At 65.6% G+C, this 26,389-nt stretch carries 28 protein-coding genes and 1 pseudogene; 17 read left to right on the plus strand and 12 right to left on the minus strand.

What is annotated here, in order from left to right; translation table 11 throughout:
• Positions 1–23 precede the first annotated feature (23 nt).
• Genes rph through hemW form a run of 3 tightly spaced genes read left to right on the plus strand, consistent with a single transcriptional unit; the run spans position 24 to position 2,556 of the window.
• Positions 24–737: a ribonuclease PH gene (gene rph, locus KMZ68_RS00795; protein WP_215614053.1), complete on the plus strand. Its 714-nt coding sequence runs from the start codon at positions 24–26 to the stop codon at positions 735–737.
• Between the two features lie 36 nt (positions 738–773).
• The gene (gene rdgB / locus KMZ68_RS00800; protein WP_215614054.1) at positions 774–1,403 is read left to right on the plus strand and encodes an RdgB/HAM1 family non-canonical purine NTP pyrophosphatase; all 630 of its coding nucleotides are present in this window, start codon (positions 774–776) and stop codon (positions 1,401–1,403) included.
• Entirely contained in the window at positions 1,396–2,556 is a 1,161-nt protein-coding gene (gene hemW, locus KMZ68_RS00805; protein WP_215614055.1) for a radical SAM family heme chaperone HemW, read from the plus strand. Before rdgB ends, hemW begins: the two co-directional genes overlap by 8 nt.
• A 142-nt stretch (positions 2,557–2,698) precedes the next feature.
• Here hemW and KMZ68_RS00810 read toward each other — a convergent pair whose 3' ends face one another.
• On the minus strand, positions 2,699–3,922 hold the full coding sequence (locus tag KMZ68_RS00810; RefSeq protein WP_215614056.1) for a penicillin-binding protein activator: 1,224 nt from the start codon (positions 3,920–3,922) through the stop codon (positions 2,699–2,701).
• 333 nt (positions 3,923–4,255) lie between these two features.
• Between KMZ68_RS00810 and rsmI the strand changes: the two genes are divergently transcribed.
• The 3 genes from rsmI to gshB are packed head-to-tail and all read left to right on the plus strand — an operon-like array spanning position 4,256 to position 6,601.
• Positions 4,256–5,212, plus strand: a complete 957-nt coding sequence (gene rsmI, locus KMZ68_RS00815; protein WP_215614057.1) for a 16S rRNA (cytidine(1402)-2'-O)-methyltransferase — start codon at positions 4,256–4,258, stop codon at positions 5,210–5,212.
• Positions 5,199–5,612: a YraN family protein gene (locus KMZ68_RS00820; RefSeq protein ID WP_215614058.1), complete on the plus strand. Its 414-nt coding sequence runs from the start codon at positions 5,199–5,201 to the stop codon at positions 5,610–5,612. The genes rsmI and KMZ68_RS00820 overlap by 14 nt, the downstream gene beginning before the upstream one ends.
• A 47-nt stretch (positions 5,613–5,659) precedes the next feature.
• Positions 5,660–6,601, plus strand: a complete 942-nt coding sequence (gshB, locus tag KMZ68_RS00825; RefSeq protein ID WP_215614059.1) for a glutathione synthase — start codon at positions 5,660–5,662, stop codon at positions 6,599–6,601.
• A 214-nt stretch (positions 6,602–6,815) separates the two neighbouring features.
• Here gshB and KMZ68_RS00830 read toward each other — a convergent pair whose 3' ends face one another.
• Positions 6,816–7,217 (minus strand): hypothetical protein, encoded by a 402-nt coding sequence (locus KMZ68_RS00830; protein WP_215614060.1) that lies wholly within the window; start codon positions 7,215–7,217, stop codon positions 6,816–6,818.
• Positions 7,218–7,242: 25 nt separating this feature from the next.
• Here KMZ68_RS00830 and KMZ68_RS00835 point away from each other — a divergent pair, with 25 nt between their 5' ends.
• From KMZ68_RS00835 to KMZ68_RS00855, 5 genes are all read left to right on the plus strand, one after another.
• Positions 7,243–7,665: a KTSC domain-containing protein gene (locus KMZ68_RS00835; RefSeq protein WP_249779485.1), complete on the plus strand. Its 423-nt coding sequence runs from the start codon at positions 7,243–7,245 to the stop codon at positions 7,663–7,665.
• 91 nt (positions 7,666–7,756) lie between these two features.
• Complete coding sequence (locus KMZ68_RS00840; protein ID WP_215614061.1) at positions 7,757–9,295, plus strand: YifB family Mg chelatase-like AAA ATPase; 1,539 nt, start codon at positions 7,757–7,759, stop codon at positions 9,293–9,295.
• Between the two features lie 211 nt (positions 9,296–9,506).
• On the plus strand, positions 9,507–9,971 hold the full coding sequence (locus KMZ68_RS00845) for a hypothetical protein (protein ID WP_215614062.1): 465 nt from the start codon (positions 9,507–9,509) through the stop codon (positions 9,969–9,971).
• A 178-nt stretch (positions 9,972–10,149) separates the two neighbouring features.
• Positions 10,150–12,411: a PAS domain-containing hybrid sensor histidine kinase/response regulator gene (locus KMZ68_RS00850; protein ID WP_215614063.1), complete on the plus strand. Its 2,262-nt coding sequence runs from the start codon at positions 10,150–10,152 to the stop codon at positions 12,409–12,411.
• A gap of 119 nt (positions 12,412–12,530) precedes the next feature.
• On the plus strand, positions 12,531–13,445 hold the full coding sequence (locus tag KMZ68_RS00855) for a GNAT family N-acetyltransferase (RefSeq protein WP_215614064.1): 915 nt from the start codon (positions 12,531–12,533) through the stop codon (positions 13,443–13,445).
• Here KMZ68_RS00855 and coaA read toward each other — a convergent pair.
• The 7 genes from coaA to hisB form a co-directional block, all read right to left on the minus strand.
• Entirely contained in the window at positions 13,442–14,398 is a 957-nt protein-coding gene (gene coaA, locus KMZ68_RS00860) for a type I pantothenate kinase (protein WP_215614065.1), read from the minus strand. The two genes, KMZ68_RS00855 and coaA, sit on opposite strands and share 4 nt — an antisense overlap.
• A 17-nt stretch (positions 14,399–14,415) precedes the next feature.
• Positions 14,416–14,742, minus strand: a complete 327-nt coding sequence (locus tag KMZ68_RS00865) for a phosphoribosyl-ATP diphosphatase (protein ID WP_215616132.1) — start codon at positions 14,740–14,742, stop codon at positions 14,416–14,418.
• A gap of 83 nt (positions 14,743–14,825) precedes the next feature.
• Complete coding sequence (hisF, locus tag KMZ68_RS00870; RefSeq protein WP_215614066.1) at positions 14,826–15,602, minus strand: imidazole glycerol phosphate synthase subunit HisF; 777 nt, start codon at positions 15,600–15,602, stop codon at positions 14,826–14,828.
• Between the two features lie 111 nt (positions 15,603–15,713).
• Positions 15,714–16,454 (minus strand): 1-(5-phosphoribosyl)-5-[(5-phosphoribosylamino)methylideneamino]imidazole-4-carboxamide isomerase, encoded by a 741-nt coding sequence (hisA, locus tag KMZ68_RS00875; RefSeq protein WP_215614067.1) that lies wholly within the window; start codon positions 16,452–16,454, stop codon positions 15,714–15,716.
• Entirely contained in the window at positions 16,451–17,101 is a 651-nt protein-coding gene (hisH, locus tag KMZ68_RS00880; RefSeq protein ID WP_215604299.1) for an imidazole glycerol phosphate synthase subunit HisH, read from the minus strand. Before hisH ends, hisA begins: the two co-directional genes overlap by 4 nt.
• On the minus strand, positions 17,098–17,628 hold the full coding sequence (locus tag KMZ68_RS00885) for a DUF2628 domain-containing protein (protein ID WP_215614068.1): 531 nt from the start codon (positions 17,626–17,628) through the stop codon (positions 17,098–17,100). Before KMZ68_RS00885 ends, hisH begins: the two co-directional genes overlap by 4 nt.
• A gap of 26 nt (positions 17,629–17,654) precedes the next feature.
• On the minus strand, positions 17,655–18,248 hold the full coding sequence (hisB, locus tag KMZ68_RS00890; protein ID WP_215614069.1) for an imidazoleglycerol-phosphate dehydratase HisB: 594 nt from the start codon (positions 18,246–18,248) through the stop codon (positions 17,655–17,657).
• A 210-nt stretch (positions 18,249–18,458) separates the two neighbouring features.
• Between hisB and hslV the strand changes: the two genes are divergently transcribed.
• The 5 genes and pseudogenes from hslV (at position 18,459) to KMZ68_RS00915 (ending at position 22,512) form a co-directional block, all read left to right on the plus strand.
• Positions 18,459–19,010 (plus strand): ATP-dependent protease subunit HslV, encoded by a 552-nt coding sequence (gene hslV, locus KMZ68_RS00895; protein WP_215604302.1) that lies wholly within the window; start codon positions 18,459–18,461, stop codon positions 19,008–19,010.
• A gap of 13 nt (positions 19,011–19,023) precedes the next feature.
• Positions 19,024–19,509 carry a GNAT family N-acetyltransferase gene (locus KMZ68_RS00900; RefSeq protein WP_215614070.1) on the plus strand — a complete coding sequence of 162 codons (486 nt, stop codon included), beginning with the start codon at positions 19,024–19,026 and terminating at the stop codon, positions 19,507–19,509.
• Positions 19,506–19,884 (plus strand): annotated as a pseudogene (locus KMZ68_RS00905) (DUF2585 family protein). The gene KMZ68_RS00900 and the pseudogene KMZ68_RS00905 overlap by 4 nt, the downstream one beginning before the upstream one ends.
• Positions 19,885–19,926: 42 nt before the next feature.
• The gene (hslU, locus tag KMZ68_RS00910; RefSeq protein ID WP_215614071.1) at positions 19,927–21,231 is read left to right on the plus strand and encodes an ATP-dependent protease ATPase subunit HslU; all 1,305 of its coding nucleotides are present in this window, start codon (positions 19,927–19,929) and stop codon (positions 21,229–21,231) included.
• A gap of 150 nt (positions 21,232–21,381) precedes the next feature.
• Positions 21,382–22,512, plus strand: coding sequence for a hypothetical protein (locus KMZ68_RS00915; RefSeq protein WP_215614072.1), 1,131 nt, complete (start codon positions 21,382–21,384; stop codon positions 22,510–22,512).
• A gap of 40 nt (positions 22,513–22,552) precedes the next feature.
• Here KMZ68_RS00915 and KMZ68_RS00920 read toward each other — a convergent pair whose 3' ends face one another.
• From KMZ68_RS00920 to KMZ68_RS00930, 3 genes are read right to left on the minus strand one after another with little or no spacing between them, the layout of a single operon-like run.
• A complete protein-coding gene (locus KMZ68_RS00920; RefSeq protein WP_215614073.1) occupies positions 22,553–23,155 on the minus strand; it encodes a Smr/MutS family protein in 603 nt (200 codons plus the stop codon).
• Positions 23,152–24,705, minus strand: coding sequence for a murein transglycosylase A (mltA, locus tag KMZ68_RS00925; protein WP_249779486.1), 1,554 nt, complete (start codon positions 24,703–24,705; stop codon positions 23,152–23,154). Before mltA ends, KMZ68_RS00920 begins: the two co-directional genes overlap by 4 nt.
• A gap of 58 nt (positions 24,706–24,763) precedes the next feature.
• Positions 24,764–25,468, minus strand: a complete 705-nt coding sequence (locus KMZ68_RS00930) for a Tim44/TimA family putative adaptor protein (RefSeq protein ID WP_215614075.1) — start codon at positions 25,466–25,468, stop codon at positions 24,764–24,766.
• A 430-nt stretch (positions 25,469–25,898) separates the two neighbouring features.
• Here KMZ68_RS00930 and secB point away from each other — a divergent pair, with 430 nt between their 5' ends.
• Positions 25,899–26,384 carry a protein-export chaperone SecB gene (gene secB / locus KMZ68_RS00935; RefSeq protein WP_215614076.1) on the plus strand — a complete coding sequence of 162 codons (486 nt, stop codon included), beginning with the start codon at positions 25,899–25,901 and terminating at the stop codon, positions 26,382–26,384.
• Positions 26,385–26,389: the final 5 nt, after the last annotated feature.

Genomic DNA, 26,389 nt, shown 5'->3' on the forward strand with positions numbered 1-26,389 from the left:
ACTGGATTTTTGGAGGATTTCTCATGCGGCCAAGCCGCCGGGCGCCGGATGAACTGCGCGCCGTGTCGCTGGAACGGGGCGTGGTCAAATACGCCGAGGGTTCCTGCATGGTCAAATTCGGCGACACCCATGTGCTGGTGACGGCCACCCTGGAAGAGCGGCTGCCGCCATGGCTGAAGGGCCAGGGCCGCGGCTGGGTCACCGCCGAATACGGCATGCTGCCGCGGGCGACGCTGGAACGCACCCGCCGCGAGGCTTCCGCCGGCAAGCAGAACGGCCGCACCGTCGAGATCCAGCGCCTGATCGGCCGCAGCTTGCGCGCCACCGTCGACCTCGAGGCGCTTGGCGAGCGCCAGATCACCGTCGACTGCGACGTGATCCAGGCCGACGGCGGCACCCGCACCGCCTCGATCACCGGCGCATGGGTGGCGCTGGCCGACTGCATCGGCTGGATGAAGAACCGCAACATGATCAAGGGCAACGTGCTGCGCGACAACGTCGCGGCGATCTCCTGCGGCATCTATGGCGGCACCCCGGTACTCGACCTCGATTACGCCGAGGATTCGGAGGCCGAAACCGATGCCAATTTCGTCATGACCGGCGACGGCCGCATCATCGAGGTGCAGGGCACCGCGGAAAAGACCCCGTTCTCGCAGGACGAGTTCCTGGCGCTGATGGCGCTGGCGCGCAAGGGCGTGGCGCGGCTGGTGGACCTGCAGAAGATGGCCGTGGCGTGATTCGAGATCGCGCGCGCCCTGGCGTAGACTGACCCCATGCATCGTCGAATCACCGGCAAGCTCGTGATCGCGACCCACAATCCCGGCAAGCTCGCCGAGATGCGCGAATTGCTGGCGCCGCACGGCGTCGAGGCGATTTCCGCCGGCGAGCTCGGCCTCGGCGAGCCCGACGAGACCGGCGACAGCTTTCGCACCAATGCGAAGATCAAGGCGATGGCGGCGGCCAAAGCCGCGCAGCTGCCGGCCTTCGCCGACGATTCCGGCCTCGTGGTCGACGCGCTGGACGGTGCGCCCGGAATCCTGTCGGCGCGCTGGGCCGGCGAAGGCAAGGACTTCAACGCCGCCATGACGCGGATCGAGCGCCTGCTGCAGGAGCGCGGCGCCACGACGCCGGACAGGCGCAAGGCGCATTTCGTTTCCGCGCTCTGCGTCGCCTGGCCCGACGATCATGTCGAGGAGGTCGAGGCGCGCGCCGACGGCACGCTGGTGTGGCCGCCGCGCGGCACCGCCGGCTTCGGCTACGATCCGGCGTTCCTGCCCGACGGGCACAGCCGCACCTTCGGCGAAATGACCAGCATCGAGAAGCACGGCCTGCCGCCGCTCGGACTCGGCCTGTCGCACCGGGCACGCGCCTTCGTCAAACTGGCGGAGATCTGTCTTGACTAGTGCTGACGGAAAACAAGCCTTCGGCGTCTATGTGCACTGGCCGTTCTGCCTGTCGAAATGCCCGTATTGTGATTTCAACAGCCATGTCCGGCATGCCCCCGTTGACGAGGAACGCTTTGCCCGCGCCTTTGCGCGCGAGATCGAGGCCACCGCGGCGCGCGCGCCGGGCCGCATCGTGTCGTCGATCTTTCTCGGCGGCGGCACGCCGTCGCTGATGCAGCCCAGAACCGTCGGCGCGATCCTGGATTCGATCGCAAGACACTGGCATGTCGCATCCGATGTGGAAGTCACGCTGGAGGCCAATCCCACCAGCGTCGAGGCGACGCGGTTTCGCGGCTATCGCGCAGCCGGCGTCAACCGGGTGTCGCTCGGCGTGCAGGCGCTGGACGATGCTTCGCTGAAGGCGCTGGGCCGGCTGCATACCGCGCGCGAGGCGCTCGACGCCGTCGCCATTGCACGCCGCGCGTTCGACCGCTACTCGTTCGACCTGATCTACGCCCGCCCCGACCAGACGCCACAGATGTGGACCGATGAACTGAAGCGCGCGATTGCGGAAGCCGCCGAGCATCTGTCGCTCTATCAACTCACCATCGAAGAGGGCACGCCGTTCTTCGGCCTGCACGCCGCGGGCAAGCTGAAGACGCCGGACGAGGCGATGGCGCGCGCGCTCTACGACGTCACGCAGGATGTCTGCGCGGCGCATGGCTTGCCGGCCTACGAGATTTCCAATCACGCCAGACCCGGCGCGGAGTGCAAACACAACCTGGTCTATTGGCGCGGCGAGGAATATGCCGGCATCGGCCCCGGCGCGCATGGCCGCCTCGATATCGAGGGCATCAGGCACGCCATCGCCACCGAGAAACGCCCCGAGGCCTGGCTGATGCGGGTCGAGGCGTCAGGCCATGGCGTCGTCGTCGATGATCTCCTCAACAGCGAAGAGCGCGCCGATGAATTCTTGCTGATGGGCCTGCGGCTCGCCGAAGGCATCGATCCCGAGCGCTACGCAGCATTGTCCGGCCGCACGCTCGATCCCGGCCGCATCGCGATCCTGCGCGAGGAAGGCGCCATCACCGTCGACGCCGGCGGCCGGCTGCGGGTGACGCAAGCCGGATTCCCGGTGCTCGATGCGGTGGTGGCGGATCTGGCAGCTTAGATTTCTCTGGATGTCGTCCCCGCGAACGCGGGGACCCATACGCCGTGCACCCGCGTTATGGCACGGAGGCAGAGACCTTCTGCAACAATCGACGCCGGTGGCTATGGGCCCCTTGGGTTCGCAGGGGCGACGACTAGCTAGCTTACGCGCCAAAACTCTTCGGCGAGCCGGCGACCGGCGTGCTGCCGCCGGATCCCACCTTCATGACCGCGAGGCCGCGCTCATTGGTGCCGTCGGCGCGGAACCGGAACAGCCCGTCGATGCCGGCAAAGCCGGAGGGATTGGTCAGCACTTCCGGCGAGAACCGCGCGCCGCCTTGCGTTCGCGCCAAGGCTGCGACCAGCGCCACCGCGTCATAGGCGAGCGTCGCGGTGCGCACGGGATCGGCGCCGTATTTGGCGCGGTAGCGATTGGAGAAACTGCGGAAGCCGGACGGATCGGGCGCGGCATAGAGGCCGCCCTGCAGGGCTGGGCTCGCGAACACCCGCGGATTGTCCCACAGACCCGTGCCGAGCAGCTGGATGTTGCGCAGATTCGCACCCGCAGCGGTCAGCGCGTCGGCGGTCGCCACCACGGAATCGCCGTCGTCGGCGATGAACAGCGCATCGGCCCCACCGAGCGCCTGCGCCACCGTGCGCGCCGGCGTGGCGCGGTCGGCGCCGTATTTCTCGAACGCGACGATGCGCCCGTTCCTGCGGCCGACCGCCTGCTTGAACGCGGCCTCCACCACATTGCCATAGGCGTTGTCGGGCAGCAGCGCCGCGAAGGATCGCTTGCCGGTGCTGGCCGCGTATTCGATGATGCGGTTGACGTCGGATTCGGGGAGAAAGCTCAGGAGATAGACGCCGCGCCCGGCCACGCTGGAATCGGTCGAGAACGCGATCACCGAGACGCCGCGGGTGCGCGTCAGCTGCGCCGTCGACGGCACCGAGGTCGCAAACAACGGACCGAGGATGATCTCGGCGCCCTCGTCGAGCGCCTGCTGCGCGCCCTGGCTCGCGCCTTGCGGACTGCCGGCGTCGTCCTTGATCAAAAGCTGGATGTTGGGATTCTGGAATTCCGCCAGCGCCATCTCGGCGGCGTTCTTCATCGACTGCGCCGCGACGCCGGCATTGCCCGACGCCGACAGCGGCAGCACCAGGCCGACCTTGACCTGTCCGGTGCCGGCGACGGCCGGCTGCTGCGGCGGTCCGGCGGGACCGGCATCCGAACTGAACGGATTGGAAAACGAGCCGAGACTCTGCTGCATGCCGGCGCAGGCGCCGAGCAGAGGTGTGCCCAGAATCAGGCCGAGCGCCGTCCGCCGGGTGGCTCCCGAGGGCGGAGACTTGAAAGGCCATGGTCCGGGTTTGAGCGGCCCTGTCATCGTATCTCTTCTCTTGACCGGCCGATCCCGGCCGGCACGTCACCTCCCGACGATCAGGGGGGTGGATTCAGGCATATTGTCGACGAATAGTTAACCAAAACAAAAGGTTTATGGCCATACGGCCCGGCCGCCGGTTGCAGTTCCCTGCGCCCTCTTGTCCTGCGCGGCATGCCCTCCGGCTGCCGCAGCATGCAGGATGGTGGCGTAAGCGCTGTGTCCCCGGAACTGATCCGGCTGCATTCAATCGGATCAGTATCACGTCTATTTGCTTGCGCATGGTCGTTTCGGAAAACCGGTTCCCCCCTTTTCCGGATCATGCTCTAGATTGACATTATGCGCCCAAAACCCGCCTCCATAAATACGTCTGATGGCCCGCCGGAACCGTTGCCGCGCACGTTTTCGATAGGCGGCCACGTCCTGAGCGCGCCGAAGCCGGCTCCCGGGCTGTATCTGGTGGCGACCCCGATCGGCAATCTCGGCGACATCACCCTGCGCGCGCTGGAGACGCTGGCCGGCGTCGACATCATCGCCTGCGAAGACACCCGCATGACCCGCCGGCTGACCGAGCGCTACGGCATCACGGCGCTGCTGAAACCCTATCACGAGCACAACGCCGCGCTGGCGCGGCCGAAGATCCTGCAGAAGCTGGCGCAGGGAACCTCGATCGCCTTGGTCTCCGACGCCGGCACGCCCCTGATATCGGACCCCGGCTTCAAGCTGGTGCGCGAGGTCTGCGCCGCCGGTCACAAGGTGACCGCGCTGCCAGGACCGTCCTCGGTGCTGGCGGCGCTGTGCGTGTCGGCGCTGCCGACCGACCGGTTCTTCTTCGAGGGCTTCCTGCCGTCGAAACAGAACGCGCGGCGCACACGGCTTTCGGAACTGTCGCGGATCGACGCCACGCTGGTCATGTTCGAATCCGGCAACCGGGTGCAGGACACGCTGGCCGATCTCGCCGACATCATGGCCGGCCGCGACGCCGCGATCTGCCGCGAGATGACGAAACTGCACGAGGACATCAGGCGCGCGCCGATCGCCGAGCTGGCGAGGGACGCCGACACGCTGGAAACGCGCGGCGAATTCGTGCTGGTGATCGGCCCGCCTCAGGCCAACGCGCTGGTCATGACCGAGGACCGGCTCGACGATCTCCTGCGCTCTTCGCTTGCGACCGGCAGCGTCAAGGACGCGGTGGCGCATGCGGTCGAACTGTCCGGCCGGCCGCGCCGCGAAATCTACGCCCGCGCGCTCGAACTCGCCAAGCTTGGCGGCGGGGGCGCCGATGGCGAAACCTGATGGCGCCACCCCGCCCGGCAAGCCCTTGAAAATCGCTTCGCCCGAGCGCGTCGCGGCGTTTCAGACCGGGCTGTCGGCCGAAAGCCGCGCCGCCGCCTTCCTGATGGCCAAGGGCTATCGCATCCTGGCAAAGCGCTTTCGCACCCCGCATGGCGAGATCGACATCGTGGCGCGCAAGCGCAGTCTGGTGGCGTTCGTCGAGGTCAAGGCCCGCGCCAGCCTCGATGAGGCCGCCTATGCGGTGACGCCGCGCCAGCAGCAACGCATCATCGCCGCCGCTTCAGCCTGGCTGATGGCGCATCCCGAGCATGCGGAATTCGAACTGCGTTTCGACGCCATGCTGATTGCGCCGAGGCGCCTGCCGCGCCATCTGTTAGCGGCATTCGACGCCAGCACCTGACCTCTCCTTCCCGACACCCTGCCTCCCCACAACTTGCGGACATCCACATGAAATTGAACGTCGCCGTCCAGATGGACCCCATCGCGCGCATCAACATCCGCGGCGATTCGACTTTTGCGCTGTTATTGGAGGCGCAGAAGCGCGGCCACGCCCTGTCCTATTACACGCCCGACAAGCTGTCGCTGCGCGGCGAGGAACTGGTGGCGCCGGTCCAGGCCCTGACCGTGCGCGACGAGGCCGGCAATCACTTCACCCTCGGCGAGCCCCGGCGCGAGCCGCTCGCCGCCTTCGACGTCATCCTGTTGCGGCAGGACCCGCCATTCGATCTCGCCTACATCACCTCGACGCATTTTCTCGAACGGATTCACCCGAAGACGCTGGTGGTGAACAATCCCGCCAGCGTGCGCAACGCGCCGGAAAAAGTCTTCGTGATGGATTTCCCGCAGCTGATGCCGCCGACGCTGATCTCGCGCGACCTCGACGAGATCAATGCGTTCCGCGAAGCGCACGGCGCGGTGGTGATGAAGCCGCTGCACGGCCATGGCGGCGCGGCGGTGTTCCGCGTGATGCCGCAGGACATGAATTTCGGCTCATTGTTCGACATGTTCTCGGTGACCTTCAAGGAGCCCTGGGTGATCCAGCGCTTCCTTCCCGAGGTGAAACACGGCGACAAGCGCATCATCCTGGTCGACGGCGAATTCGCCGGCGCAGTCAATCGCGTGCCGGCGCCGGACGATCTGCGTTCCAACATGGTGCGCGGCGGCGCCGCAAAGGCCACCGAGCTTTCGGAGCGCGAGCGCGAGATCTGCAACACGCTGGGCCCACGCTTGCGCGAGCGCGGGCTGCTGTTCGTCGGCATCGACGTCATCGACGGCTTCCTCACCGAGATCAACGTCACCTCCCCCACCGGCATCCGCGCCATCGCCCGGCTCAACGGCCCCGATGTCGCGGCGAAAATCTGGGACGTAATCGAGAAGAAGCGGCGCTGAAGATGCTGGAGCAGTCGAAGGCCGATCCGGCCGCGGTGTCCAGGCTGAATTGAGCGGCGCCACAGATCGGCATCTGGCTCGCGCTTCATGGTTCGAAACGCGCGGCGACGAACCCGCTTTTCGTCATGGCCGGGCTTGACCCGGCCATCCACGACTTTCTTCCTTCGGCTCCGTCAAGACGTGGATGCCCGGCACAAGGCCGGGCATGACGAGCTCACCGCGCGAACGCCTCGAGCTTCCGCGAAATACTGTGCAGGGTGCCGATGCCGTAACCATCCGGATCGTCCTCCGCGATTCGATAATCCGTTTTGATCACCTCGAGATCCCCGAGCAGGCGATGGGCGTAACTCACGGGATCGCCTGACTCGGCCGCGCTCGGCGCCAGAACGATCTTTTCGGCGTAGACCACCGCCACCATTTCGTCATGGCCGACATTATGGCCGCGCGCGGAGGTGTAATAGGAATCCGACTGGTGGGCGCGGGCGAGCGCGGTCTCCTCCGCGAGAGCCTCTCGAAACTGGTCCTGTATTTCGGCAATGCGTTGCGCATGGGCGGCGCTGCCGTCTCCGCGGCCGGTGAAGCAGGCCCGCGCCAACAGCTTCAGGAACGATACCAAGCAAACTCCCTTGATCTGGAAGAAAATGACGCGCGAAATAGCCATCCGGGCGGGGGCCAATGACCTACCCCCGCATGGCGAAGCGAAGGAAGATCAGGCGCGCGGCATGATCAAGGCAGCCACCACCCTCATCGCGCTGTTGTTGACCGCAGAGCCCGGCTCCGAGGCGGTCGAGGTCAGGGATCGCGGCACCGTCGATCTCGCGAGCTTCGAATGCCGCGACACCCCGCGCAGCACCCTGATCCAGCGCGCCTGCTACGACCGGGCGCAGGCCACCATGATCGTCAGCGTCAAGGGCACCTACCACCAGTATTGCAACCTGCCGCCGGCGACTTTCGACGACCTGATGGCGGCGCCGTCGATGGGGCAGTTCTTCAGGCAGAATGTTGAGGGGACCGATTCAGATGGCCGGTATGAGTGCCGGAGCGGGCGGGTGACGGGGTACTAGACTGAAGCGAAGTCACCCTTGCGTGTTCCCTTAATGTTCTTGCCCTGGCCCCTCCTTTCCGCTACCCTCGATTGCGGAAAAGTGGGGCGGCATGGTCCAGCGGGTTTCTACCGTAGCCTTTGAGGGCATCGAGGCCCGCAGCGTCGACGTGCAGGTGCAGGTCGCGCCGGGATTGCCCGCTTTCGCCATCGTCGGCCTGCCCGACAAGGCGGTGTCCGAGGCGCGCGAGCGGGTGCGCTCGGCGCTGATCGCCTCCGGGCTGGCGCTGCCCGCGCGGCGCATCACCGTCAATCTCGCGCCCGCCGACCTGCCCAAGGAAGGCAGCCATTACGACCTGCCGATCGCGCTCGGGCTGATGGCCGCCATCGGCGCGATCCCGCCGGACGCGCTTTCAGGCTTCACCGTGCTCGGCGAACTCGGCCTCGACGGATCGATCGCCCCTGTGGCGGGCGTGTTGCCCGCAGCGATCGGCGCCAACGGGCGCGACGAGGGCCTGATCTGCCCGGCGGCCTGCGGCGCCGAAGCGGCCTGGGCGAGCCCGGACATCCAGATCGTGGCGGCGAATTCGCTGATCCAGATCGCCAACCATTTCAGGGGCACCCAGGTGCTGTCGCGTCCGCAGCCCAAGGTGCACGCGCCGGAGGCCAACCTGCTCGACCTGCGCGACATCAAGGGCCAGGAGAGCGCCAAGCGCGCGCTCGAGATCGCGGCGGCCGGCGGGCATCATCTCCTGATGATCGGCGCGCCCGGCGCGGGCAAATCGATGCTGGCGGCGCGGCTGCCCTCGATCCTGCCGCCGCTGTCGCCGTCGGAGCTGCTCGAAGTCTCCATGATCGCTTCCGTCGCCGGCGAAATCCGCGACGGCGCGCTGACCGCGCGGCGGCCGTTCCGCAGCCCGCATCATTCCGCCAGCATGGCGGCACTGACCGGCGGCGGCATGCGCGCCAAGCCCGGCGAGATCTCGCTGGCGCATCAGGGCGTGCTGTTCCTCGACGAATTGCCGGAGTTCGACGCCCGCGTGCTGGACTCGCTGCGCCAGCCCCTGGAGAACGGTGAGGTCTCGGTCTCCCGCGCCAATCACCGCGTCACCTATCCGGCGCGCTTCATGCTGGTCGCCGCCATGAACCCGTGCCGCTGCGGCCATGCCTATGAGCCCGGCTATTCCTGCAAGCGCGGCCGCATCGACCGCTGCACCTCCGATTACCAGGCGCGCATTTCCGGCCCGCTGATGGATCGCATCGACCTGCGCATCGAGGTCCCCGCGGTCACCGCCGCCGACCTGATCCTGCCGCCGCCGGCCGAAGGCTCGGCGGAAGTCGCAGCAAGAGTCGCCGCGGCGCGCGACATCCAGCTCGCGCGTTACGCCGCCGCAGGTCTGCCGCAGGTCCGCACCAATGCCGAAGCGCCGGCCTCGGTGCTGGAAGAGATCGTGCAGCTGGATGCGCAAGGCACCAAACTGCTGCGCGACGCGTCGGAGACCATGCGGCTGTCGGCGCGCGGCTATCACCGCGTGCTGCGCGTCGCCCGCACGCTCGCCGACCTCGACGGGTCAGACAAGATCGGCCGGCTGCATCTGGCCGAAGCATTGTCCTATCGCGCGCTGGCGGAGGATCTGCGCAACGCGGCGTGACGAGACGAACGGTGCAGCTGCGTTATGACCGCAGCAGACCAAATCGTTCGCAACGTCAAAAAAGCTTGCCGATGGGGGCCGCCCACATATGACGGCAGGCGAGTTCCCGGCTATTCCTCTCCCGTCAACCAGCCGGTAACCAGTCCCGTTTACACTCTGCCAACCATAAGCCGCGGCGTTGCACCGGCTTATCGGCGGGCGAGTGCGTATCATGTTGCGTTTCAAAGTCCTGGCCTCGGTTGTTCCGCTGCTGGTTGCCGCCGCGTTCGCGCGCAGCGATTTCCTGCCCGGCGCGAGACCCTGCGTCGCGATCGGCGAAGGTTCGGTCCAGATCACCTCGCTGCCCTGGCAGGCGCAGTCTCATGTCAGTTTCACCCGCGATCCGGCGCACGCAACCGTGCGGGTCCAGCTGACGGACAATGCGGAGGCGGCGGATTTCGCCGTGCTTGACGACGTCGACAGTTCCGAGGCCAGCGCCTGCGCGGTCAATCCGGCGACCCGTTACGTGGCGATCTCCGCAAGCCCCTCGGCGTCGGAGCCGGTGATCTATCTCTCGCAGCACGGCCCGGCCGATTACCGGATTTTCGTGCGCTCGAAGCGCTTTTCGGCGCGCGACGCCGCCGCCCTCATCGTCGGAGCCCGCGGCGCGCCGCAGCGGCTCGCCGCCGCGTTCTGAACCTTTGGGCGGCGCGGTTTCTTTGCGCGAGCCGGCATCCAGCCTCATGCATTAACCTTTCATCAACCACGTTTTTAGCTGATGGCGCGAAGCCCTCCGGCCTCAAGCACTTTGCAAGGTCGCCGCGGCATCGTCGGCGCCGCGACAGGCTCGGCAAGACAGGCACAAGGTCATCGGCATGAAGCGGCGGATTTTCCGGATCAAGATACGCATACGTCGCTTCGCCCGGCGCCATCCCTGGCTCATCTTCACCGTCCGCTCCTTCATGATCTTCTCCGCCGCGTTCGGCGGGGCCTATGGCTTCATCGCCGGCAGCCGGTCCGAAGGTTCCGGCTACGACCCGCACGCCTTTGCGATCGGCGCCAGCTTCCTGTTCGCGCTCGCCTGCCTCGCGCTCGCGACCCTGAGCTTCCGGTTGCGCTGGATGCGCCAGCAACACAAGAAGTTGGCGCTGCACAACGAAGCGCTGGCCGACCGCAATTGGGAATTGAAGGAGGCCGAGCAGCGCGCCCGCAGCCTGTTCGAATCGCAGGGCGACCTGATCGTGCTGCGCGACGGCGACGGCCGCATCACCTTCGTCAACGACGCCTATTGCGAATTGGCGGAACTGCCGCGCGAAAAACTGATCGGCAGCCGCTTCACGCCCACCGTGCTGGCGCAGGGCGACACCGCGATCGAAACCAACGGCACGCGAATCTACGACCAGAGGATCGCAACCGCGCTCGGGCCGCGCTGGATCGCCTGGCGCGAGGGCCTGGTTCGCATCGATGCCGGACATCCGGCGGAAATGCAGAGCGTCGGCCGCGACGTCACCGACCGCACCGAGACCGAACGCGCGCTCGGCGAGGCCCGCGATCATGCCGACGCCGCCAACCGCGCCAAGTCGCGCTTCCTGGCGATGGCCTCCCACGAAATCCGCACGCCGCTGAACGGCATCATCGGCATGAGCGGCCTGCTGCTCGACACGCCGCTGACGCCGGAGCAGATGACCTATGCCAGGGCGGTGAAAAGCTCTGGCGACGCGCTGCTGTCGCTGATCGAGGAATTATTGGATTATTCCAAGATCGAGGCCGGCAAGATCGATCTCGAACACCGCCCGTTCGCGCTTTCCGCGCTGATCGAGGACATCACCGAATTGCTGGCGCCCCGCGCGCAGGCGCGCAAGCTCGAGATCGCGGCCTATGTCGACGAGCGGCTGCCGGCGGAGATGGTCGGCGACGCGGCGCGGCTGCGCCAGGTGCTGCTCAATCTCGCCGGCAACGCCATCAAGTTCACCTCGACCGGCGGCGTGGCGCTGATCGTCGAGCCCGGCATCTGGCCCAATGAAATCTCCTTTCTGGTGCGCGACACCGGCATCGGCATCGCGCCGGAAGCGCGGGAGCGGATCTTCCGCGAGTTCGAGCAGGCCGACGACCGCATCGGCCGCAGCTATGGCGGCACCGGCCTCGGCCTCAGCATCTCGGAGCGCATCGTCAAGCGCATGGGCGGACGCATCACGCTGGAGAGCCAGCTCGGCGCCGGTTCCACCTTCGAGGTATCGATCCCGCTCGCGGCTTCCGACAGCGACAGCGGCGCGCAAAAGGCCTTCGTCGCGCCCGACCTGACCGGTCATGCGATCATGCTGGTGACGCCGCAGAGCATCGAGGCTTCGCTGATCGCGCGGCGGCTGCAGCGCTGGGGTGGCCAGACCTGCATGGTTTCGGATCTCGCGGTGGCGCAGGCCCTGCTGCCGGAGCGGACCTGGCACGCCGTGCTGCTCGATCATGCGCTGGGCGCCAAGGAAGTCGCCGCACTCGGCGAGGCCGCGCGCAGCCATGCAACGCAGCGCATCGTGCTGTTCACTCCGGCGACCCGGCAGGAAGTGCTGGCGTCGACATCCTCCTCCTTCACCGGCTATCTGATCAAACCGCTGCGCGCGGCCTCGCTCGCAGCCCGCCTGACCACCGCGCCGGAAGTTGCCGCGCCCGGTCTTGCCGGCGATGGCCTGATCGACGTGCCCGAAATGAGCGAGACGCCGGCGCTCGCGCCGGCGCATGGCCTCTCCATCCTGGTGGCCGAGGACAACGAGATCAACGCGCTCCTGATGCGCTCGCTGCTGACGCGGCTCGGGCATCACGCCGTCATCACCACCAATGGCGAGGAGGCCCTGGAATCCTGGCTCGCCGCCAGGTCCGCCGGCGCGCCCTATGATCTGGTGCTGATGGATATCCAGATGCCGCAGCTCGACGGCATCGAGACCACCAGGCGGATCCGTGAGCGCGAGGCCGGTCAGCCCGGCCGCCAGACGCCGATCCTCGCATTGACCGCGAATACGCTGGTGGAGGACCGCTACGCCTGTTTCGAAGCCGGCATGGACGGTTTTCTGATCAAGCCGCTCGACCGCGAGAAGCTCGCCGATGCGCTGGCGGGGCTGGCCGCCTCGCGGCATCTCGCGGCGTGAAGGGGGGCGCTGTCACGCCGCGGCAATCGCGGTGTCACATGGCTGTCGAGGGCCCGTGATCTCTCACCCTCGAAGACCGCGCCGATTCGATTCGGGTGAACGCGGCCGCGAGGGAAGCCATGCAGAACGGCGAGTTGGCGCGATCGACGCAGCGTCTGATCCAGATGCTGCGGCCGGAGCATGTCGGGATCGCCGCGCAGGCGGCGATGACCTGGTTCAAGCCGCCGCCGACCACGCTCGGACGGCTCGGCGCGCTCGAGGTGCGGTTGGCCGAGGGCAAACGCGAAGTGAAGCGCGCACAAAAACTGCGCTATCGCGTGTTCTACAAGGACGGCACCGCCATCGCCGACGCCGCCACCCTGCTGGCCCGCCGCGACAAGGATGCGTTCGACAGGATCTGCGATCATCTGATGGTGATCGATCACGCCGCCAAGCCGTCGATGAGCGGCAAGCAGCCGGTGGTCGGCACCTATCGCCTGCTGCGGCAGGATGTGGCGGAACGCAATGGCGGATTCTACACCGAGAACGAGTTCGACATCGCCAGCCTGATCGATCGCCACGCCGGTTTGCGCTTTCTCGAATTGGGGCGATCCTGCGTGCTGCCGCGCTACCGCAACAAGCGCACCGTCGAATTGCTGTGGCACGGCATCTGGACTTATGTCCGCCGGCACCGGCTGGATGTGATGATCGGCTGCGCCTCTTTCGAGGGCACCGATCCCGACCGGCTGGCGCTGCCGCTGTCGTTCTTGCATCACTACACCCAGGCGCCGGAAGCCTGGCGCGCATCCGCGCATCCCTCGCGCCGGGTCGAGATGAACCGGATGGCGAAGGAGGCCATCAATCCGAAGGCGGCGCTTCACGAGCTGCCGCCTTTGATCAAGGGCTATCTGCGGCTAGGCGCCTTCATCGGCGACGGCGCCGTGATCGACCATCAGTTCGGCACCACCGACGTGCTGATCGTGATGCCGGTGTCGGCGATCAACGCCCGCTATATCGAGCATTTCGGGGTCGATGCGACACGGCACGCGGCCTAAAGCCGCCGCAGCGCCACGGTCTCGACCACGTGGTCGGCGCCCTTTTTCAGGATCAGCGTCGCCCGCGGCCGGGTCGGCAGGATGTTTTCCTCGAGATTGGCGAGGTTGGTCCGCTCCCAGATCGCCAGCGCGGTTGCGGTGGCTTCCTCGTCGGACAGCGGCGCGTAGCGATGGAAATACGATCGCGGATCGTGGAACGCGGTGTCGCGAAGCGCCAGGAACCGCCTGATGTACCATTCGCGCAGCACGGCTTCGTCGGCATCGATATAGACGGAGAAATCGAAGAAGTCCGAGACCACCGGAACGGCCTTGCCGTCGCGCGGCAGCCTGCCGGTCTGCAGGACGTTGACGCCTTCGACGATCAGGATGTCCGGCCGGTCGATTTCGATCCATTCGTTCGGGATGATGTCGTAGGTCAAATGCGAATAGACCGGCGCCCGCACCGGCCGCCGTCCGGCCTTGATGTCGCTGAGGAACGACAGCAGCGTCGGCAGATCGTAGCTCTCGGGAAAACCCTTTTTCTGCATCAGGCCTTGCCGCTCGAGCACGGCATTGGGAAACAGAAAGCCGTCGGTGGTGACCAGATCGACCTTCGGCCGCGGCGACCATCGCGCCAGCAGCGCCTGCAGCACGCGCGCGGTGGTCGATTTGCCCACCGCCACCGAACCGGCGACGCCGATGATATAGGGCACCTTGCGATCCCGGATGCCGAGGAATTGGCGTTGCGCCTGATAGAGCCGGTGCGTGGCGTCGACATAGATCGACAACAGCCGGGACAGCGGCAGAAAGATTTCCTCGACCTCTTTCATATCGAGGCGGTCATGCATCGAACGCAGCCGTTCGAACTCGCCCGGCTCCAGCGTCATCGGCGTGTCGTCGCGCAGCCGGGCCCATTGTTCCCGGGTGAAGATCCGGTAAGGATTATACTGTTGTTCCGGTGCCCGAATATCCATGACGCCGCCTCCAGCCCTTATGAGTCGCGCTTGCGCGCGGCCTTTTCTTCCAGTCCGGACATGCCCGTGCGCTGTGACAGCGCAGCTTCGACTTCTTCGAGCTTCACGCCGCGCGACTTCAGAAGCACCAGCAGATGGAACAAGAGGTCCGCGCTTTCGGCGATGAGGTGGCCGCGGTCATTCTCGACTGCGGCGATCACGGTTTCCACCGCCTCCTCGCCAAGTTTCTTGGCGCAATGCTCCGAGCCCTTGTCCAGGAGCTTGCGGGTATAGGACGCCTCTCCGCCCGACGCCGCGCGGGCATCGATGGTAGCGGCAAGATCGTGGATCGTGAAACGCGACATCAACCAGAACTCAACAACGGCGCCCGCCAGGATCGGGGCGCCCATCACCCCGTGGGATGTAGCACTTCTGTCACGAAGAGTCGTCAGGGATCGAGCCGCATCGGCAGCCCGGCGCGGACCATGTGGTCCTTGGCCTGGCGTATGGTGAATTCCCCGAAGTGAAATATCGACGCTGCCAGCACCGCGGTGGCGTGGCCCTGGCGGATGCCGTCGACCAGATGATCGAGATTGCCCACGCCACCGGAGGCGATCACCGGCACCCGGATGCTGTCGGCCACGGCCTGGGTCAGCGGCAGGTCGAAACCCTGCCTGGTGCCGTCGCGGTCCATCGAGGTCAGCAGGATTTCGCCGGCGCCGAGCGAGACCACTTCCTGGGCGTATTCGATGGCGTCGATTCCGGTGGAATTGCGCCCGCCATGGGTGAAGATTTCCCAGCGCTCGCCGCCGCCGCTGCGCTTGACGCGCTTGGCGTCGATCGCCACCACGATGCACTGGTCGCCGAATTTTTCGGCGGCTTCCTTGACGAATTCGCGTCGGCTGACCGCAGCGCTGTTGATCGACACCTTGTCGGCGCCGGATCGCAGCAGCGTCTTGATGTCGTCGACGGTGCGCACGCCGCCGCCCACCGTCAGCGGCATGAAACAGGCTTCCGCGGTGCGCCGGACCACATCCAGCATGATGCCGCGATTTTCATGCGTCGCCGTAATGTCGAGAAAGCAAAGCTCATCGGCGCCGGCGGCGTCATAGGCGATCGCCGCCTCGACGGGATCGCCGGCGTCGCGCAGATCGACGAAGTTGACGCCCTTGACCACGCGCCCGTCCTTGACGTCGAGACAGGGAATTACGCGCACCTTGAACATTGAAGAACTCCTCGATCATGATCCGATTGGAATTAATCGGATCATGATCTCATCTCTTTGCTTGAGCATGATCTTCTCGGAAAACCGGCTGCCACTTTTCCGGATCATGCTCTAGGCCGCAGCGCGCGCGCTGCGGATCAGCGCCAGGGCGGCTGCCGGATCGAGGCGGCCGTCGTAAAGCGCGCGCCCCGCGATCGCTCCGGCCAGTTTCCTGGCGCGGGGCTGTAACAGCGCCTTGACGTCCTCGATCGATGCAAGGCCGCCGGAGGCGATGACGGGGATCGAGATGCGTTCGGCAAGCTCGATGGTCGCGTCCAGATTGAGGCCCTTCAGCAGGCCGTCGCGGGCAATATCGGTGAAGATGATCGCGGCGACGCCGGCATCCTCGAACCGCTGCGCGATTTCGAGCGCGGTCACCTGCGAGGTCTCGGCCCAGCCTTCGACCGCGACCTTGCCGTCGCGGGCGTCGAGACCGACCGCGACACGGCCGGGGAACTTGTTCGCCGCGCCCTTCACCAGTTCGGGATCGCGCACCGCCGCGGTGCCGATGATCACCCGCGCGACGCCCTTGGCGAGCCAGGCTTCGACCGTCTTCAGATCGCGGATGCCGCCGCCGAGCTGCACCGGCATGGTCACCGCCTTCAGCATCGCCTCGACCGCGGCTGCGTTCATTGGCTTGCCGGCAAAGGCGCCGTCGAGATCGACCACATGCAGATATTCGAAACCCTGCGCGGCGAAGCTCTTCGCCTGCGCGGCGGGATCGAGGTTGAACACGGTCGCGCGCGCCATGTCGCCCTGCTCCAGGCGTACGCATTGGCCGTTTTTCAGGTCGATGGCGGGAAAGAGGATCACGGCTTCCACTTCAGAAAGTTCGAGATCAGGGCCAGTCCGAAGCGCTGGCTCTTCTCGGGGTGAAACTGGGTGCCGATCGCGGTGTCCTTGCCCACCATCGCCGTCACCGGCCCGCCGTAATCGGCGCGCGCCAGCACTTCCGCCTCGTTGGTGGCGTTGAGGTGATAGGAGTGCACGAAGTAGGCGTGGCGGCCCTTCGGCCCCAGCGGCAGTCGTTCCAGCACCGGATGCTCCCTGACCATATCGAGCGTGTTCCAGCCCATATGGGGGATCTTCAAATTCTCCTCGCGCGGCGAAATCTTTTCGACATCGCCCGCGATCCAGTTGAAGCCGTCGGTGGTGACGTGCTCCTTGCCGCGGGTCGCCATCAACTGCATGCCGACGCAAATGCCGAAGAACGGCCGCGCCTTGTTGCGCACCGCTTCCGTCATCGCCTCGATCATGCCGTCGAGTGCATCGAGCCCCCTGCGGCAATCGGCGAAGGCGCCGACCCCGGGCAGCACGATGCGATCGGCGCGATACACCGTCTCGGGATCGCGGGTCACCACGATCCTGGCCGGCACATCCATGCCCCGCGCGGCACGCTCGAACGCCTTCGCGGCGGAGTGCAGGTTGCCGGAGCCGTAATCGATGATGGCAACGCTCACCGTGACCCTCCCGGCTCGGGGAATAACCCGATGATGGCGTTTTGCGGCAGCGGCGGCGGCCGCGAGAACGGCTGGCCCGCAATATCCCGCGTCGGCGGCGGCCCACCGCGATCGACCGCCACAAAATCGCCGCCCAGCGCACGCTGCTTGGCGGTCCAGCGATCGAAGAAGCGCCGCTCGGCCTGCTCCAGGCTGTCGGCCACGACGATGTCGAGCTGACGCCAGTTGCGCCGCGACAGGGTCCAGCGCCGCAGGCTGGCCGCTTCCAATCCCATCAGCAGCGCCAGCACGACGTCGACGAGAAAGATCGCGGTCTGGCCGGCGCCGAGCGCCGCCAATCCGAAATCGACCGCGACCATCACGACGATCCAGCCGATCAGCGCCAGCCATAGCCGGTGCCAGGCCAGCCAGACCGCGCCCAGGACCACTGCCCAGAAATGAAAGCCGTCGCGAACGAAGGCGAACCTGTCGGTCGCGCCAACGCCCGCATGGTTCGTCACTGGTGCATGAACGGTGTAAACCGGCATCGAACCTCTCCGCCGAAAACGCAAAATCAGCCGCCGAGCTGACCCTTGGTGGACGGCACTTCGCCCGCGACGCGCGGATCGATCGCCACCGCGGCACGCAATGCCCTCGCCAGACCCTTGAAGCAGGATTCGGCGATATGATGGCTGTTCTCGCCATATAGGGTCTCGACGTGCAAAGTCACGCCGGCGTTGATGGTAAAGGCGTTGAACCATTCGCGCACCAGTTCGGTATCGAATTGACCGACCTTGTCGCGCGGAAACTCGACCTTGAACACCAGCACCGGCCGGCCGGAAATGTCGATCACGACCCGCGACAGGGTCTCGTCCATCGGCATGTGGACCCCGGCATAGCGGGTGATGCCGGCCATGTTGCCGAGCGCCTGCTTCACCGCCTGTCCCAGCGCGATGCCGACGTCCTCGGTGGTGTGATGGTCGTCGATGTGAAGGTCGCCGACCGCCTTCACGGTCAGGTCGATGCGCGAATGCCGGGCGAGCAGATCGAGCATATGGTCGAAGAAGCCGATACCGGTCGCGACGTTGGCCACGCCGGATCCGTCGAGGTTCACCGTCACCTCGATATCGGTCTCTTTGGTCTTGCGCTTGATGGTCGCTGTGCGCATGAAAACTGCTTTCCCTTGACGGCCCTTAATGGCCCTTGGCCGCCCTTGCCCAAAAACGCGCCCTTTTAACAGGCTGATCCGGCCTTCGCTACTGCGGGATGACCCGCAAGGGGCCGAACTTCGCCCTATGGTGACCGGAATCCGGCATGAAAACACGCCGATTGTAACCCCGCGCGCCAGCCCCTAAATCTGGGCGAACGTGAGGTACCCATGCAAGCATCCCAATCCCAGTCGCCGGTCTGGCACGGCACCACGATCTTGACGGTCCGCAAGGGCGGCAAGGTGGTAATCGGCGGCGACGGGCAGGTCTCGATCGGCCAGACCGTCATCAAATCCAACGCCAAGAAGGTCCGCAAACTCGGCAAGGGCGACGTGATCGGCGGCTTTGCCGGCGCCACCGCCGACGCCTTTACGCTGTTCGAGCGGCTGGAAGGCAAGCTCGAGCAGTATCCGGGGCAATTGACCCGTGCCGCGGTCGAACTCGCCAAGGACTGGCGCACCGACCGCTATCTGCGCCGGCTGGAGGCGATGATGATCGTCGCCGACAAGGACGTGTCGCTGGTTCTGACCGGTACCGGCGACGTGCTGGAGCCGGAGGCCGGCGTCATGGCGATCGGATCCGGCGGCAATTATGCGCTGGCCGCCGCCCGCGCTTTGGTCGATTCCGACAAGGATGCCGAGACCATCGTGCGCCGGGCGCTCGATATCGCCGCCGATATCTGCGTCTATACCAACCGCAACGTGACCCTCGAGACCCTGTGAGGGCGGCCGATCGATGGCGCCGGATTACGTCTTCCGCCCGATGAACGCAGCCGACCTTCCGCTGATCCGGCGTTGGCTTGCCTTGCCGCATGTTCTGGAGTGGTGGGGCGATCCGGAACAACAGTATGGGCTCGTCAGCGGCGATCTCGATGAGCCCGCCATGGATCAGTATATCGTTGCCGCGGCGGGCAGCCCGTTCGGCTACCTCCAGTGTTACGACCTGACTGCATGGAATTCAGGTTTCGGGCCGCAGCCTCAAGGCACGCGCGGTATCGACCAGTTCATCGGCGAGCCCGGCATGATCGGGCGCGGCCACGGTTCGGCCCTCATTCGTGCCTTCGTCGATGACCGGCTCCGAAACGGTGCGCCGCGCGTCGTGACCGATCCCGATCCCGCCAATCTCCGCGCCGTCCGCGCCTACGAAAAGGCGGGGTTTGAGAGAGACCGCATGGTAGATACGCCTGATGGCCCTGCCCTTCTGATGGTGCGCGACGCATGACGGCCGAACGCAACGCCGCCCCCGCAGCCAGCGGTCTTTCGACGTGGCACTGGATGGTGATCGCGGGCGGCCTGCTCGGGCTGCAGGCATCGATCCTGTTGGCGATGGGCCGGCTGCCGATTTGCGCCTGCGGCTATGTCAAGCTCTGGCACGGCGTGGTGCTGGGTTCGGAATTCGGTTTCCGACACGCTGGCGATGGTCGCGGGCTTTCTGCTGACCCGAAGCCTTCCGGTCGGCGTCACCGTCGAGCTTGCCATCCTGATCGAGCTCATGATGCTGCTTCACATTTGCGACAATCTTGCACTCAACATCATCATGCTGATCCATCCCTTTGACGCGATCCGGCAATGGCAGTCCGGACTGCCGATCATCTGATCGCAGCTTGTGCCAGTCACATTTTGAACCTAGCTAGGGCCAATGACCGACTTTTCCCCCCGTGAAATCGTTTCCGAGCTCGACCGCTTCATTATCGGCCAGGCTGACGCCAAGCGCGCGGTCTCCATCGCGCTGCGCAACCGCTGGCGGCGGCTGCAGCTCACCGGCCTGTTGCGCGAGGAAGTGTTGCCGAAAAATATCCTGATGATCGGGCCAACCGGCGTCGGCAAGACCGAGATCGCGCGGCGGCTGGCAAAGCTGGCCGGCGCGCCATTCATCAAGGTCGAGGCCACCAAGTTCACCGAGGTCGGCTATGTCGGCCGCGACGTCGAGCAGATCATCCGCGACCTGGTCGAGGTCGCGATCGCGCAGACCCGCGAGCGCAAGCGCAAGGACGTGCAGGCCCGCGCACAGCTCGCAGCTGAAGATCGCGTGCTCGATGCCCTGGTCGGACCCAGCTCAAGCGCCGCGACGCGCGATTCGTTTCGCAAGAAATTGCGCGCAGGTGAACTCAACGACAAGGAAATCGAAATCGAGACGCAGTCCTCCGGCGGCATGCCGATGTTCGAGATTCCCGGCATGCCCGGCGCGCAGCTGGGCGCGATCTCGATCGGCGACATCTTCGGCAAGATGGGCGGACGGACAAAAACCCGCCGCCTGACGGTCGCGGATTCGCACGAACTCCTGGTCAACGAGGAATCCGACAAGCTGCTGGATAACGACCAGCTGGTGCAGGAATCGATCCATGCGGTCGAGAACAACGGCATCGTGTTTCTCGACGAGATCGACAAGATCTGCGTGCGCGAGGGCCGCAGCGGCGGCGGCGATGTCTCGCGCGAAGGCGTGCAGCGCGACCTGCTGCCGCTGATCGAAGGCACCACGGTCTCGACCAAGCACGGCGCGGTCAAGACCGATCATGTCCTGTTCATCGCGTCAGGTGCGTTTCACATCGCCAAACCGTCGGACCTGCTGCCGGAACTGCAGGGCCGCCTGCCGATCCGCGTCGAACTGCAGGCGCTGACCCGCGACGACATGCGCCGCATTCTGACCGAGCCGGAAGCGTCGCTGATCAAGCAGTATGTCGCGCTGATGCAGACCGAAGGCGTGACGCTGGATATCACGGACGGCGCCATCGACGCGCTGGCCGACGTCGCGGTTGCGGTCAATTCGACGGTCGAGAACATCGGCGCGCGGCGATTGCAGACCGTGATGGAGCGGGTGCTCGACGAGATCTCCTTCGCCGCCCCCGACCGCAATGGCGAGACCATCCAGATCGATGCCGATTACGTCCAGAAGCACGTCGGCGACCTCGCCAAGAACGCGGATTTGAGCCGGTTTATTCTGTAGGTTTTGCAGGTAAGATCGTCGTCCCTGCGAAAGCAGGGACCCATACCCACCAATGGCCGTTGCTGAATTCTGACAGCGGCCCAAGCTTTCCCAAGCACGCAAGCCGGTGGTTACGGGTCCCGGCTCGCGCTTTGCTTGGCCGGGACGACGATGAATCTAATCTTGCGGATGCGGGAGAACCCCTGGCGGCTGATGCTGGCCGTCAATGCCGCCGTGCTAGCGGGGGTTTTTCTCTACAAGCTGCCGCGCGAGCCCTACGTCCCCTACATTCATCTGCTGGTGGATTATCATTTCGGCTTCACCAAGCGGGCGCTGGTCGGCGCCGCAGTCTCGCTGTTCGTCGAAAAAGTGCCGGTGTGGCTGGTGTTCGCGCTCTCCGGCGCGGTGTGGCTGATCACGCTCGCGCTGTTCGCAAGACTGTTCCGGCGAACCTTCGGCTTTGGCGACGCGCAGATGCCGCTGTTGGTGTTCATGGCGGGATCGCCGTTCTTCCTGAAGAATTTCATGCATACGCTGGGGCATTTCGACATCTATGGCTGCGCGCTTGCGATTTGCCTTCTGCTGATCCCGGCGCGCTCGATCGCCTATGTGCTGCTGGCGGCCTTCTTCTCCGTCATCCTCATTCTGATCCACCACATTCATCTCCTGATGTATGTGCCGACCATCGCAGCGATCGTGGTGCTGCGCCATTATCTCGTGCAGGGAGTGAGCCGGCAGAACGCGGGCGTCGGAATTGCCGCAGCGCTTGCCGTCAGCCTGCTGTTCTTCGTCGCGCAGTTCTGGGGATCGCTGGCGGTACCCGAGTCGGAATTCGTCGCCCACCTGCAAAGCCGGATGGCCGACCCCACCCGGACCAGGCTCCTGAGTTTCAGTTACATCTGGTATCAGCCGCTTGCCCAGGAAATCCGCGACACCTGGGAACGCATGCCCTCGAACCTGCTCGGCGTTCCAGTGTTCGCGCTGCTGATCTGGCTGCATGCCCCGCTGTGGAGATATTTCGCCGATTTGATCCGCGCGCTTTCGGATCAATGGCATCGCCGCATCGTCATCGCCGCGATCGTCGCGGTGAGCATGGCCTATCTCGTGATGTTCGCGATCGTGTTCGATTATTCCCGATGGATTTCGAACTGGGCAGTCTGCATGTTCCTGATCCTGCATGCGGTGAAGACCCTGCCTGCCTCACGGGAAGTGCCGCTGATACCGCGCGACGATCCGAAGACCATCCTGTTCGGCTGGATCGTGACGCTGATCCCGCGGGTCGGAATCGTGCGGCCGTTCTGAGCATGATCCGGAAAAGTGGGAACCGGTTTTCCGAAAAGGCTCAAATACGTGAGCGCCGGACCCGGACATAGAGCGCGCCCTCGCCGCCATGGCCGATATGCGCTTCCTCGAAGCCGACCACCAGCGAACGGAACTCCGGCAGGCTGAGCCATTGCGGCACCTGCCGGCGCAGCACCCCGCGTTCGGATTCGGCGCCGATTTTGCCCTTGCCGGTGATGACGAGCACGAAGGTCAGGCCGTCGCTGTGGGCACGCTGCAGGAATCCGAACAACGCGCGGTGGGCGCGCGTCTGCGTCATGCCGTGCAGATCGAGCCGGGCATCGATCTCCTTCCGCCCGCGCGACAGTTGCGAGCGCTCGCGACGTCCGAGCGGCGCCAGCGGCGGCGCGGCCGGCGGCAACGCCGGTTTCGGCGCGCGCGGAGTCCTGGCGGGCGGAAGATGCTTCGGCGGGTTTGCGGATGTTGTAGCGGCCGGCGTTTCCGGATCCGGCGCCACATCAAGCGCCTTCGCGGCGCGCGGCTTCTTGCGCAGCGGTTTTGTTTGCCTGGCGACGCTCTCCCACAGCGCGCGTTCTTCCTCGCTCAGGCCGCGTTTGCGCCGCGGCGGCGCGGGTAATTCCGGGATCGGGTTCGGACGCTTCATCGAACGCGGCGGATATGGCGGTAATGACGATGGCGGCGCACTTCCCGGCTCGGCGCGATGTTGGGCCGCGCTTCCGGCAACGGCACCGGTTTCGCCACCGCCGTCCGGGTCGTCGCAGACGGCGCGACCGTCGCAGGAGCGCCGTTCTTTGCGGGTTCCCTGGCGCCGACGGCAGCCTTCGAGCCGGCCGCCGCGGAGGCGTCGGTCGGCTTGGTGCCGTTCTTCTGATCCTTGGCCTGGTCCTTGGGCTGATCCTTCAAGGGATCGACCTGCGGAAACAGCTTTGCGATTTTCTCCGACGGCCGCTCGTCCGGCACCGGCATCTTGCGGCCCCGCGCCACCGGATCGAGGCTTTTCGGAATCAGGATCGCGAAGCGCGCATTGTGCCGCATCCGGCCGGATACTTTTCCGGCCTCGGCGCCGGCGCCGAAATAGAGATCGGCGCGCGCCGGACCGACGATCGCCGAGCCCGTGTCCTGCGCGATCATCAGCCGGCGGAACGGCGTTTTCGATAGCTCGGATTCGATCGGCAGCTCGCCCTCGATGAAGAACGGCGTGCCGTAGACATGCAGCGCCTTGTCGACGGCGATCGACCGGCCCGGGGTCAGCGGGACGCCCTGCGCGCCCACCGCCTCGTCCTTGTCGGAGAGGTTCACTTCGCGAAAGAACACATAAGAGCGGTTCTGCCGGCGCAATTCGTTGGCGCCGTCGGGGTTCTGCTCCATCCACTCCCTGATCTTCTGCATCGACATCTGATCCTTCGGGATGATGTTGCGTTCGATCAGGATGCGGCCGACCGGCGTATAGGGATAGCCGTTGTGTGCGTCGTAGTTGATGCGGATGGTGGACCCGTCTTCGAGCTTCACCCGCGCAGAGCCCTGGATCTGCGTGAACAGCAGATCGGTCTGGTTCTTGAGCCAGCAGATTTCGAGCCCGCGGCCGGCAATCGCGCCGTCCTCGATCTCGGCGCGATCGTAATAGGGCACGAGCTTGCGGCGGCCGATCTTGCGATACACCTGCCCCTTGTTGGGCAGTCCGGCCGAACTTTGGCTGGTGCCGCGCACGAACAGATTGGAGGGGCGGCGATAGACCGGCACGGTGTAGACATCGGTCTGGGTCCTGGAGCCGTCGATCACGGGCTCGTAGTATCCGGTAACGAAGCCCTCGCCTTCGCCAAGCCGGGAGATGCGCAAGGGGAGAAAATGTTCCTCGAAAAAGGCTTTGGCCCTGGCGCCCTCGGTGAGGTCGAGACCTTTGGCGATCCAGCAGGGGTCGCGCAACGACATGCCGAGGGCCTTTGGGTCGGAAGCAGGCTTTCGCTGCGCCGCTATCGGCCGGCAGCTCACGCGAAACGCCTTGTAGCCGGCGAGATGATCGTCCCCGCTCCAGCCGGCGATATCGGCCCATGCGACCGGCGCATATTGGCTTCCGCTGATTTCAAGCGGCCAGGCAAGACGGGGATACGGAACAGCCCGGATATTCGGAAGATGCGGACGCGCGCTGTGCGACTTGTGCGCACGTTGCGCGGCGAACGCGCTCAAAGGCGCCATCGACAATGCGACAGCGATCGCACAAAACGCGGCGGCGTAACGCTTGACGCCGCCCGCGTCAGCTAGCGCTGCCGGTGCCAACCAGCTTCCAGTTCGGATCGCGTGAGGTGACGTCGCGGGCGAAGGTCCAGACATCGGTAATATCTGCGACCTTGTCCGGATTGCCGTCGACGATCGTTCCGGCCTTGTCTCGGGTCACCGAGACCATCTGCGACACGAAACGGACGGTCAGCTGCGCCGCGCGGTCGCGGGCTTCAGCACCGACGAGCTCGGCCTTGTCGATCGAGACAAACCGGGTTTCCGTCTTCTGCTCGTGCTTTTCGCGATCCTTGATCACGGACTCGAAGCTCTCATAGACCTCGGACGACAGCAGGTCCTTCAGCGCGCGGCGGTCGCCATTGGCGAAAGCCAGCACGATCATCTCGTAGGCACTCTTCGCGCCGCTGAGGAAATGCCGCGGATCGAACGAGGAGTCCTGGGCGGCAATGGCGTCGAGCCCCTGCGCCAGCGGCGTGCCCGTCTCGGCCAGACCCTTCCAGCGATCTGACGGCGGCGTCACTTCAGCGGTCGGCGCCAGCGGCGCCTGATCGATCACCGCGCCCGGCATCGGCACCACGTTATTGTCCTGCGTGCCCTGCAGGACGTTGCGGGCCGCGCGATCGAAGGGCGGCCGTTCGCTTCCGGTGCGCTGCCCGAGAACGTTACGCAGGCGCAGGAAGATGAAGACCGCCAGTGCCAGGAAGATGATGGTGTAAATATCCACGTCGCATTCGCTTTCTTGTTCTCACGCCGGCAACGGGTCCGGCGGTAGAGCGTTCCCTCCGGGAACGGCAGAGACTACATCATCGGTTGGGTCTGCAGCATGTAGGCACGAAATCTGGCCCGGCCAATGGCGCCCTTTGCCACGGACGAATGTAGCGCGTTTTGGCCGAAAGGGGAAACCCCGATCACGTCCGGAAATCACGCATATTCAACAATTTAGGGCTTACCCCGGCAGCCCGACCCACTCTCCGGGACCGGATCCCCGGGAGCCCACTGCTCCCCCGGGTTACCTTAACCGGGGGGAGGCGATTGTCGTCCTTGTGGACCGAGGCGGGGCTATGATAGCCACTCGCCCCGACAAAGGCGTTTTCGCGCCCCACGAGCGAATTCAAACGCATAACCGGCCCCGCTCGGCTCCAGGAGAGATTTTCATGACCAACGGCAACGGCGCGCCCCCCGAGGCGGCCCCTCCTCAGTTGAACGTGCTGGCGCAGTACACCAAGGACCTGTCGTTCGAAAATCCGAACGCGCCGGCCTCGCTGGCGCCGCAGCAGCAGCAGCCCGCGATCAACATTCAGATCAACGTCAGCGCCAATAATATCGCCGAAAACGAGTTCGAAGTGACGCTTTCGGTCGAGGGCAAGGCTGAAAACGCCGGCAAGGTGATGTTCAGCTTCGATCTCGCCTATGCTGGCGTATTCCGCATCGTCAACGTGCCCAAGGAAAACCTGCACCCGCTGGTCATGATCGAATGCCCGCGGCTGCTGTTCCCGTTCGCGCGCGAGATCATCGCGACTTCGGTGCGTGACGGCGGTTTCCCGCCGCTGATGCTGGACCCGGTCGATTTCGTAGGATTGTACCGGCAGAACCTGGAGCGGCAGGCTGCGGCCCAGGCCTCGCAGGCCAAGCCGAGCTGACGCGG

Origin of the sequence: Bradyrhizobium sediminis (genome assembly GCF_018736105.1) — a bacterium.
Taxonomy (GTDB): domain Bacteria; phylum Pseudomonadota; class Alphaproteobacteria; order Rhizobiales; family Xanthobacteraceae; genus Bradyrhizobium.